9 protein-coding genes are annotated in these 9670 nt (G+C 69.9%); all 9 read right to left on the bottom strand.

The features are described 5' to 3' along the window. Positions 1-142: 142 nt before the first annotated feature. The 9 genes from argH to ACWDTP_RS34485 all read right to left on the bottom strand — a co-directional run bounded on the left by argH (position 143) and on the right by ACWDTP_RS34485 (position 9540). Positions 143-1555 carry an argininosuccinate lyase gene (gene argH / locus ACWDTP_RS34525; RefSeq protein ID WP_450027723.1) on the bottom strand — a complete coding sequence of 471 codons (1413 nt, stop codon included), beginning with the start codon at positions 1553-1555 and terminating at the stop codon, positions 143-145. A 76-nt stretch (positions 1556-1631) separates the two neighbouring features. Next, positions 1632-2846 (bottom strand): argininosuccinate synthase, encoded by a 1215-nt coding sequence (locus tag ACWDTP_RS34520; RefSeq protein WP_450027722.1) that lies wholly within the window; start codon positions 2844-2846, stop codon positions 1632-1634. Positions 2847-2873: 27 nt separating this feature from the next. Next, positions 2874-3350 (bottom strand): arginine repressor, encoded by a 477-nt coding sequence (locus ACWDTP_RS34515; RefSeq protein WP_450027721.1) that lies wholly within the window; start codon positions 3348-3350, stop codon positions 2874-2876. Further along, the gene (gene argF, locus ACWDTP_RS34510) at positions 3347-4288 is read right to left on the bottom strand and encodes an ornithine carbamoyltransferase (protein WP_450027720.1); all 942 of its coding nucleotides are present in this window, start codon (positions 4286-4288) and stop codon (positions 3347-3349) included. Before argF ends, ACWDTP_RS34515 begins: the two co-directional genes overlap by 4 nt. Then, complete coding sequence (locus ACWDTP_RS34505; RefSeq protein ID WP_450027724.1) at positions 4285-5451, bottom strand: acetylornithine transaminase; 1167 nt, start codon at positions 5449-5451, stop codon at positions 4285-4287. Before ACWDTP_RS34505 ends, argF begins: the two co-directional genes overlap by 4 nt. Before the next feature lie 26 nt (positions 5452-5477). Next, positions 5478-6362, bottom strand: a complete 885-nt coding sequence (gene argB, locus ACWDTP_RS34500) for an acetylglutamate kinase (RefSeq protein WP_450027719.1) — start codon at positions 6360-6362, stop codon at positions 5478-5480. Continuing rightward, entirely contained in the window at positions 6359-7594 is a 1236-nt protein-coding gene (argJ, locus tag ACWDTP_RS34495; RefSeq protein WP_450027718.1) for a bifunctional glutamate N-acetyltransferase/amino-acid acetyltransferase ArgJ, read from the bottom strand. Before argJ ends, argB begins: the two co-directional genes overlap by 4 nt. Beyond that, positions 7591-8625, bottom strand: coding sequence for an N-acetyl-gamma-glutamyl-phosphate reductase (gene argC, locus ACWDTP_RS34490; RefSeq protein ID WP_450027717.1), 1035 nt, complete (start codon positions 8623-8625; stop codon positions 7591-7593). Before argC ends, argJ begins: the two co-directional genes overlap by 4 nt. A 42-nt stretch (positions 8626-8667) precedes the next feature. Then, on the bottom strand, positions 8668-9540 hold the full coding sequence (locus ACWDTP_RS34485) for a MerR family transcriptional regulator (protein ID WP_450027716.1): 873 nt from the start codon (positions 9538-9540) through the stop codon (positions 8668-8670). Positions 9541-9670 lie beyond the last annotated feature (130 nt).

The following is a 9670-nucleotide window of genomic DNA, read 5'->3' as shown; positions in this document are numbered from 1 at the left end:
TCAAACGCGACGACACCCTCGCCAACAACTACCGCCAATGGCTAAACGCCCAGCTCACCCACGCCGCTTGACATTTAACAAAGATAGGAGCATCAAGTTATCGGGTCGCGTGGGCGTGTTCCCGTTCGGGCGCTTCGAGCCACTAACGCAAACGGGATCGCATTCCGACAGCCGTCTCCCGCACCACCCCGAGTTGTCTGGCCACCTGGATCGGCGCCGTCCCGCCCCTGGCATCGCGGGAGTTGACCGAGCCGTCGATGGTGAGGATGTCGCGCACCTGCGGGGTCAGCTCGGGATGGATACCGGACAGTTCGGCGTCTTCCAGCTCCTCCAGGCCGACGCCGCGCGCCTCGGCGGCCCGCACCGCCGCGCCGGCGGCCTCGTGCGCGACCCGGAACGGCACCCCGCGGCGCACCAGCCATTCGGCGACATCGGTGGCCAGCGTGTAGCCCAGCGGGGCCAGCGCGGCCATCCGGTCGGTGTCGAAGGTCAGGGTGGCGACCAGCCCGCCCATCGCCGGCAGCAGCAGCTCAAGCTGTGCCACCGAATCGAACACCGGCTCCTTGTCCTCCTGCAGGTCCCGGTTGTAGGCCAGCGGTTGGGCTTTGAGCGTCGCCAGCAGCCCGGTGAGGTTGCCGATCAGCCGGCCCGATTTACCCCTGGCCAGTTCGGCGATGTCGGGGTTCTTCTTCTGCGGCATGATCGAGCTGCCCGTCGACCACGAGTCGTGCAAGGTCACATAGCCGAATTCGGTTGTGCTCCACAGGATGATGTCCTCGGACAGCCGGGACAGGTCCACGCCGATCATGGCCAGCACGAACGCCGCCTCGGCCGCGAAATCCCGGGCCGCGGTGGCGTCGACGGAGTTGTCGGCGGCCGCGGTGAAACCGAGTTCGGCGGCGATCGCGTCGGGGTCGAGGCCCAGCGAGGACCCGGCCAGGGCACCCGAGCCGTACGGCGAGACCGCGGCCCGCTTGTCGAAATCGAGCAGCCGGTCCACATCCCGCAGCAGCGGATGGGCGTGGGCCAGCAGATGGTGCGCCAGCAGGATCGGCTGGGCGGACTGCAGATGGGTCTTGCCCGGCAGGATGGCCGCCGGATGCGCGGCGGCCTGGGTGGCCAGGGCGTCCACCACGTCCAGCGCGGCGGATGCGACGCGACGCACGGCGTCGCGCAGCCACATCCGGAACAGCGTGGCCACCTGGTCGTTACGGGACCGGCCGGCCCGCAGCCGACCCCCGAGCTCGGGGCCGACGCGGTCGATCAGGCCGCGCTCCAACGCGCCGTGCACATCCTCGTCGGTGACCAGCGGTCCGAAGCTGCCGTCGGCGACGTCGTTGCCCAGTGAGTCCAGACCGGCAAGCAGGCCGTCGCGCTGCTCGTCGGTGAGCAGGCCGGCCCGGTGCAGCACCCGGGCGTGGGCCTTGGAGGCCGTGACGTCGTAGGGCGCCAGCACCCAGTCGAACTGGGTCGATTTACTCAGTGCGGCAAGGGCATCCGACGGGCCGCCGGCGAACCGGCCACCCCACAGCGAGCCTTCGTTGGTGGTGCTCATGTCACGTCTCCTCCGCGAGCAGACACTCCGGTACCCCGAAAACGCGGTTTCCGGGTACCTACGCGACTGCTCGGCATTACAAGCCCAGGTCGCGCTTGGCGGAGATCTTGCTGCTCAACCCGTGCACGTGCACAAAGCCCTTGGCCGAGGACTGGTCGAAGCTGTCCCCCTCGTCATAGGTGGCCAGGTTGAAGTCATACAGCGACTCGGCGCTGCGGCGCCCGTTGACCGCGATGTGGCCGCCGTGCAACACCAGCCGGATCTCGCCGGTCACATGCTGCTGGGTGTGCTCGACGAAGGACTCCAGCGCCCGCTTGAGCGGCGAGTACCACAAGCCGTCATAGACCAGCTCACCCCACTTCTGGTCGGTGTGGCGCTTGTACCGGCCCAGTTCGCGCTCCAGCGTGACGTGTTCGAGTTCGGTGTGCGCGGTGATCAGCACCATCGCGCCCGGCGCCTCGTAGATCTCGCGGCTCTTGATCCCGACCAGGCGGTCCTCCACGACGTCGAGCCGCCCGACGCCCTGGGCGCCGGCCCGGCGGTTCAGCTCCTCGATGGCCTGCAACACCGTGACCGGCTTACCGTCCAGCGACACCGGCACACCGCGCTCGAAACCGACCACCACCTCATCGGGGGTGCTCCAGTTGACCGTGGGGTCCTCGGTGTAGTCGTAGACGTCCTTGGTGGGGGCGTTCCACAGGTGCTCCAAGAACCCGGTCTCCACCGCGCGGCCCCACACGTTCTGGTCGATCGAGAACGGGGAGCGCTTGGTGACGTTGATCGGGATGGCGTTCTCCTCGGCGAACGCGATGGCCTTCTCCCTGGTCCAGGCATAGTCGCGGACCGGGGCCAGCACCTCCAGATCGGGTGCCAGCGAGGCGAACCCGACCTCGAAGCGGACCTGGTCGTTGCCCTTGCCGGTGCAGCCGTGCGCCACGATGCCGCCGCCGTGTTCGCGGGCCGCGTCGACCAGGTGTTTGACGATCAGCGGCCGGCTGATCGCCGAGACCAGCGGGTAGCGGTCCATGTAGAGCGCATTGGACTGGATGGTCGGCAGGCAGTACTGCTCGGCGAACTCGTCGCGGGCGTCCACGACCACCGCCTCGACGGCGCCGCAGTCCATGGCCCGCTGACGCACCACCTCCATGTCCTCGCCACCCTGCCCGAGGTCGATGGCGACGGCGACGACCTCCCGACCGGTCTCCTTGCCGATCCAGCTGATCGCGACCGAGGTGTCCAGACCCCCGGAATACGCCAGGATGACGCGCTCGGACCCCGAGGTTTTTGACACAGCTGATCTCCCTTGCTTCTCTTACTGCTACTTCAAGTTTTCCAACATCGCGGCGAGTTCGGCGCCGGTCATCGGCTCGCGCGCTATCACGAAGATGGTGTCATCACCCGCGATGGTGCCGACAACCTGGGCCAACGAGGCCCGGTCCAGGGCGCTGGCCAGATAGTGCGCCGCCCCGGGCGGGGTGCGCAGCACCGCGAGGTTGCCGCTGGCGTCGGTGGACACCAGCAGCTCGCCGAGCAGCCGTGCCAGCCGTTCGGTGCCACCGGACACCCCACGCACCGGGCTGCCGTCCTCGGGCACGACGTAGACCCCGACGCCGCCGTCGGCCCCGCGCAGCTTGACCGCGCCGAGCTCCTCCAGGTCGCGCGACAGGGTGGCCTGGGTGACCTCGATGCCCTCGGCGGCCAGCATCGCGGCCAGTTCGCTCTGACTGCTCACCGCGTTCGCGGACAGCAGTGTGACGATGCGGGCCTGCCGCCCGACCCTGGTGGGTGCGCTCATGGCCTCGTCTGATTTTCGAGCAGCCACACCAGCAGCGCCTTCTGGGCGTGCAGGCGGTTCTCGGCCTCGTCGAATACCGCGCTCTGCGGACCGTCGATCACCTCGTCGGTGATCTCGTGCCCGCGGTGCGCCGGAAGGCAGTGCAACACAACGGCATCCGGATCGGCCAAGGTCAGCAGTTCGGCGTTGACCTGGAACGGGCGGAACGGGCGCACCCGGTCGAGGCCGTCGTTCTCCTGGCCCATCGAGGTCCAGGCGTCGGTCACCAGCACATCGGCACCCTCGGCGCCGGCCCGCGGATCGGCGGTGACCGTCACCGACGCTCCGGTCTCGGCGGCGCGGCGGTTGGCGGCGTCGACGAACCGCGGGTCGGGCTCGAATCCGGCCGGTGCGGCGATCGTGACGTGGATCCCGGCGGTCACCCCGCCCAGCATCAGCGAATGCGCCATATTGTTGGCCCCGTCACCGAAGTAGGTCATCGTCAGACCTTTGAGGCCGGCCACACCGCCTTTCCGCTCGGCCAGGGTCTGCAGATCGGCCAGCACCTGGCACGGATGGAACTCGTCGGACAGGGCATTAACAATCGGGACGGCGGCACCACTGGCCATGGCGGACAACCGTTCCTGCGCGAACGTGCGCCACACGATGGTGTCGACATAGCGGGACAGCACCGCGCCGGTGTCCTCCAGGGTCTCCTCGCGGCCCAACTGGGTGCTGCGCCCGTCGACTACCACGGCATGTCCGCCGAGCTGGGCGATGCCCACCTCGAAGGAGAACCGGGTGCGGGTCGAGTTCTTCTCGAAGATCACCGCCACACCGCGCGGCCCCTCCAGCGGGCGCCGCGAGAACGGCGCCTCCTTGAGCTCGGCCGCCAGCGCCAGCACCTCGGCCTGTTCCTCGGGGGTCAGGTCGTCGTCACGCAGGAAATGTCGAGTCATGATGCCCCCTTGTCGAGCACCGCGGGCAGTGCGGTGAGGAACTGGTCGATCTGGTCCTCGGTGAGGATCAGCGGCGGCGCTAGCCGGACCACATCCGCGGCGGCGGCATTCACCAGGAAACCGGCGTCGCGGGCGGCGGTTTCGACGGTCTTGGCCGTGGGCGCGGTCAGCACGATGCCCTGCAGCAGGCCCTTGCCCCGGACCCGATCGACCAGGGGATGGCCGAGCTCCTCGATGCCGTGGCTCAGGGTTTTGCCGAGCACCCCGGCCCGGTTGACCAGGTCCTTGTCCGCCAACTCCTTGAGCACCGCAAGGGCCGCGGCGGTGCACACCGGGTTGCCGCCGAAGGTGCTGCCGTGCAGGCCCGGGGTGAGCAGGTCGCCGGCCGCGCCGACGGCAAGGCACGCGCCGATGGGCAGCCCGCCGCCGAGCCCTTTGGCCAGCGTGACGATGTCGGGGGTGATGCCGTCGTGCTGATGGGCGTAGAAGGCGCCGGTGCGGCCGACCCCGGTCTGGACCTCGTCGAGGACCAGCAGCGCACCGTGTTTCGTGGTGAGCTCGCGGGCCTTCGCCAGGTATCCGGCGGGTGGGACGACGACGCCGCCCTCCCCCATGATCGGTTCCAGGAAGACGGCCGCGGTGCTGTCGTCGACGGCCGCGGCCAGGGCCTCGGCGTCGCCGTACGGCACGTGGGTGATGTTGCCGGGCAACGGCTCGAACGGCGCCTGTTTGGTGGGCTGGCCGGTCAGGGCGAGCGACCCCATCGTGCGGCCGTGGAACGCACCCTGTGCCGCAACGACTTTCGTGCGCCCGGTGAGCCTGGTGATCTTGAAGGCCACTTCATTGGCCTCGGTGCCGGAGTTGCAGAAGAACGCCCGCGCTGTGACATCCCCCGTCGCTTCGCTCGCCTCGGACGTACCCAGATGCGCTACCAGCTGTTCGGCCAGCGCGATACCCGGTTCTGTGGCATACAGATTCGAGGTGTGGCCCAACGTCTCCAGCTGGGTGGTGACGGCCTCGATCACCGCGCGGTTGCGGTGCCCGAGCAGGTTGACCGCGATGCCGCCGAGCAGGTCGAGGTACCGCTTTCCGTCGGCATCGGTGACCACGGCGCCGTCGCCGCCGACCAGGGCCAGCGGCGGGGTGCCGTAGTTGTTCATCATCACCGCTTCCCAGCGGTCCTGCAGGCTCACGTCGGGTTCACCACTTTCGTCCCGGTCCCTTCGTCGGTGAAAAGCTCTACCAGCACGCAATGTTCGACGCGGCCGTCGATCACGTGGGCGCTGGGCACCCCGCCGGTGACGGCCCGCAGGCAGGCCTCGATCTTGGGCACCATGCCGGACTCCAGGCTGGGCAGCAGCTGGGTCAGTGCGGCCGTGTCGATCTCGCTGACCAGCGAGCCGCGGTCGGGCCAGTTCGTGTACAGGCCTTCGACATCGGTGAGCATCACCAGTTTCTCGGCACCCAGCGCCTCGGCCAGCGCCGCCGCCGCGGTGTCGGCGTTGATGTTGTGCACCACCCCGTCGGCGTCGGGGGCGATCGTCGACACCACCGGGATCCGCCCGGCGGCGATGAGATCCAGCAGCGATCCGGCGTTGACCTGCTCGACGTCGCCGACCAGGCCGATATCGGTGGCCACCCCGTCGACGGTGACGCGGCGCCGCACCGCGGTGAACAGATGCGCGTCCTCACCGGTGACACCGACGGCGTACGGTCCGTGCGCGTTGATCAGGCCGACCAGTTCGCGGCCGACCTGACCGAACAGCACCATCCGGGCCACATCGAGCACCTCGGGTGTGGTGACCCGGAAGCCGCCCTTGAAATCGCCTGGGATTCCCAGCTTTTTGAGCATCGCACTGATCTGGGGGCCGCCGCCGTGCACCACCACGGGGTGGATCCCGCAGTTGCGCAGAAACACCATGTCCGCGGCGAACGCGGCCTTGAGCGTGGCGTCGGTCATCGCGTTGCCGCCGTATTTGACCACCACGACCTTGCCGTGCAGCTGTTTGAGCCAGGGCAGCGCGGCGGCCAGCACCTGCGCCGCCGCCCCACGCTCGACCGCCGGGGTGGTCATGAGCTGTACGCCGAGTTCTCTTCGACGTAGCCGTGGGACAGATCGGTGGTCCGGATGGTCGCGTCCGCGGTGCCCACGCCCAGTTCCACCACGACGGTGACATCGGGGCCCGACAGGTCGACCTCGCGCGCGCCGGGCGCCCCCGCGCCGTCGATGCACACCGGTGTGCCGTTGAACAGCACGCTGATTCGCTCGGGATCCAGGTCGACCGGCGCCATGCCGACGGCGGCGAGCACGCGTCCCCAGTTCGGGTCGGAGCCGAACAGCGCGGTCTTGACCAGGCTGTCGCGGGCGATCACCCGGGCCGCGGTGAGCGCCTCGTCCTCGGTGGCCGCCCCGGTGACGGTGATAGCGACGCGTTTGGTGACGCCTTCGGCGTCGGCCTGCAGTTGCGCGCACAGGTCGTCGCAGACCCGCAGTACCGCGGCGTCGAGGTCGGCCTGGCTCGGCGTGATCTCGCTGGCACCGGAGGCCAGCAGCAGCACGGTGTCGTTGGTCGAACAGCTGCCGTCCACGTCGAGCCGGTCGAAGGTCAGCGCGGCGGCCCGGTTCAGTGCGGCCCGCAACGCGTCCGGACTCGCGACGGCGTCGGTGGTGAGCACGCAGAGCATGGTGGCCAGCGACGGGGCGAGCATGCCGGCACCCTTGGCCATCCCGCCGACCGTCCAGTTCGCCCCGGACTGCAGCGAATGGTGCAGCGCAACCTGTTTGGGCACGGTGTCGGTGGTCATGATGGCCCGTGCGGCGTCCTCGCCACCGCTGAGGCCGCCGGCCAGTTCGTGCACGATCTCGGTGACCCCGGCCAGCACCTTGTCCATCGGCAGTCGGTCACCGATCAGCCCGGTCGAGCACACCGCGACCTCGACCGCCCCGGTCTCGGTGCCCCAGTCGCTGAGCGCGCTCGCCACCGCCTCGGCGGTGGCGTGGGTGTCCTGGAATCCCGGCGGGCCGGTGCAGGCGTTGGCGCCCCCGGAGTTGAGGATCACCGCGCGCAGCCGCCCGGTGGCCAGCACCTGTCTGGTCCACAGCACGGGTGCCGCCTTGACCTTGTTGCTGGTCAGCACGCCGGCGGCGGCGTGGTCGGGGCCTTCGTTGAACACCAGCGCCAGATCGGCGGCACCGGACGCCTTGATGCCTGCGGCGATGCCGGCCGCCCGGAAACCGGCCGGGGCGGTCACGCCCTGGGCGCGGACCAGCGTGGTTTCGCCCGTCGTCTGCGTCTCCGATGTCACGGTGCCACCCCCACGATCGACAGTCCTTCGGTTTCCGGCCAGCCCAGCGCCAGGTTCATCGACTGCACGGCGGCCCCGCCGGTGCCCTTCACCAGGTTGTCGATGGCGGCGATGGCGATGAGGGTCTGCGCGTCGGCGTCCACGGCCACCGCCAGCTGTGCGGCGTTGCTGCCGATCACCGAGCCGGTCCTGGGCAGCTGGCCTTCGGGCAGCAGATGGATGAACGGCTCAGCGTCGTAGGCCTTTTCGTAGGCGGCCCGGATTTCGGGTTCGGACGCCTCGGTGCGCGCCGTGCAGGTGGCCAGGATGCCGCGGGCGGTCGGGATCAGCACCGGGGTGAACGACACGGTGACCGGCTTGTCGGTGACCGCCCGCAGGCCCTGCGCGATCTCGGGGGTGTGGCGGTGCTTGCCGCCGATGTTGTAGGCCCTGGCCGATCCGATGACCTCCGAGCCGAGCAGATCGACCTTGGCCGCCCGGCCGGCCCCCGAGGTGCCGCTGACCGCGACCACGGTCACCGCGGCGTCGACCAGGTCGGCCGCGACCGCGGGCAACAGCGCCAGCAGCGCGGCGGTCGGATAGCACCCGGGGACGGCGATGCGCGCGGCCCCGCGCAGCCGCTCCCGGGCGCCGGGGAGTTCGGGCAGGCCGTAGGGCCAACTGCCGGCGTGGGCGGATCCGTAGAATTTCTCCCAGTCGGCGCCGTCGGTGAGCCGGAAGTCGGCGCCGCAGTCGATGATCAGGGTGTCGGGCCCGAGTTGTTCGGCCAACGCCGCGGAGTGGCCGTGCGGCAGCCCGAGGAACACCACGTCGTGGCCGGCCAGCACCGCGGCTTCGGTGTTCTCCAGCACCCGCGAGGCCAGCGGCAGCAGGTGCGGGTGGTGTTCGGCGACGGTGGTGCCTGCGCTGGCGGCCGCGGTCAGCGCCCCGATGGTCAGCCTGCCGTCGGCGTAGGCGGGGTGGCCGAGGAGCAGCCGCAGGATCTCGCCGCCCGCGTAGCCGCTGGCGCCGGCTACCGCTACTGAAGTCATGCGGGCGATTTTTGCATTGTTATGCAGATCGACGCAAATTCATTAAGCCGTCTGCGCGGCGGCACTCCGCAGGCCCTCGTACAGCCAGCGCTGCAGGGCGCCGACCGTCGTCGCCTCACCTGCGATTTCGCTGCTCAGATCCCAGTAACGACCGATCCGTTGATCGGTGTCGGCCCCGCCGTTGGCGACCAGCGCGCGCCGAAACCGGGGTGAGTCCTCGACCCCGCGGGCGCAGGCGTGCGCATCGACGAACCTGTCGACCGCCGGCCCTGCGGCCGGCGTCAGGCCGGCGAGCACCGAGGGCAGGGCCATGCCGCACGCTTCGGCGACGCCGGTGACCAGCCCGCGCCGATCGGTGATGCCGGCCGGCTCGAACCGCCACAGCTGGCGGGCCATCACCGTGCCGAATGCCGGCCGCTCGGTGAGCGCCACGAGCTCGGCATACGCCACGACCCGGGCCGGGGCGGACGCGGTGGTGGGCGGCCTCGGCACGGTCATGTCGACGAATTCGTCGAACACCTTGGGGGCGGCCGCCCCGGCGAACAGCCGACGCCAGAACGCGACCATCGCGTCGTGCCCGCGCTGTCCGTCGCGCACCTGGGACACCGCCACCAACGACGCCCGCCGGTTGGTCAGGTCGCCCAATTCCGCATCGACCGCCCGAAGTTCGGCGTCGACGGCGTCACCGAGCGAGACCCGCTCGGCCAGCACGTCGCCGATGGCGTTCAGGCCGAGCCCGAGCGTCCGCAGCCGCCGGACGAGTCTGACCGTTTCGACGGCGGTGGCCTCGAACACGCGGTGGCCGCCGGGGCTGCGCCGCGACCGAAGAATGCCTTCATCGCAGTAGTACCGGATGGTCCGCACGGGCACGCCGGTGAGCCGAGACAGCTCACCGATGGTTGTGCCGTGCGTCACAGTCCCTTGCACCTCCACCCGACTGGAGTTTCTAACCTAGTACTACAGCCGCACTTATGGGGAGGCGCCTCTGGCTGCGTAGTGGCATCGGCGGGCGCGGGCTTGGTGGCGGCGTCGCCAGTGTGACCAG

The sequence above is a fragment of the Mycobacterium sp. NPDC003449 genome (assembly GCF_053588415.1).
The sequence above is the reverse complement of the archived record's forward strand: the minus strand, read 5'-3'. Positions and strand labels throughout refer to the sequence as shown.

What these genes read in the sequence shown, in the direction of transcription:
- argH (WP_450027723.1), bottom strand. Translation starts at nt 1,555, where the DNA reads ATGAGCACCACCAACGAAGGCTCGCTGTGGGGTGGCCGGTTCGCCGGC.
- ACWDTP_RS34515 (WP_450027721.1), bottom strand. Translation starts at nt 3,350, where the DNA reads ATGAGCGCACCCACCAGGGTCGGGCGGCAGGCCCGCATCGTCACACTG.
- argF (WP_450027720.1), bottom strand. Translation starts at nt 4,288, where the DNA reads ATGACTCGACATTTCCTGCGTGACGACGACCTGACCCCCGAGGAACAG.
- ACWDTP_RS34505 (WP_450027724.1), bottom strand. Translation starts at nt 5,451, where the DNA reads ATGATGAACAACTACGGCACCCCGCCGCTGGCCCTGGTCGGCGGCGAC.
- argB (WP_450027719.1), bottom strand. Translation starts at nt 6,362, where the DNA reads ATGACCACCCCGGCGGTCGAGCGTGGGGCGGCGGCGCAGGTGCTGGCC.
- argC (WP_450027717.1), bottom strand. Translation starts at nt 8,625, where the DNA reads ATGACTTCAGTAGCGGTAGCCGGCGCCAGCGGCTACGCGGGCGGCGAG.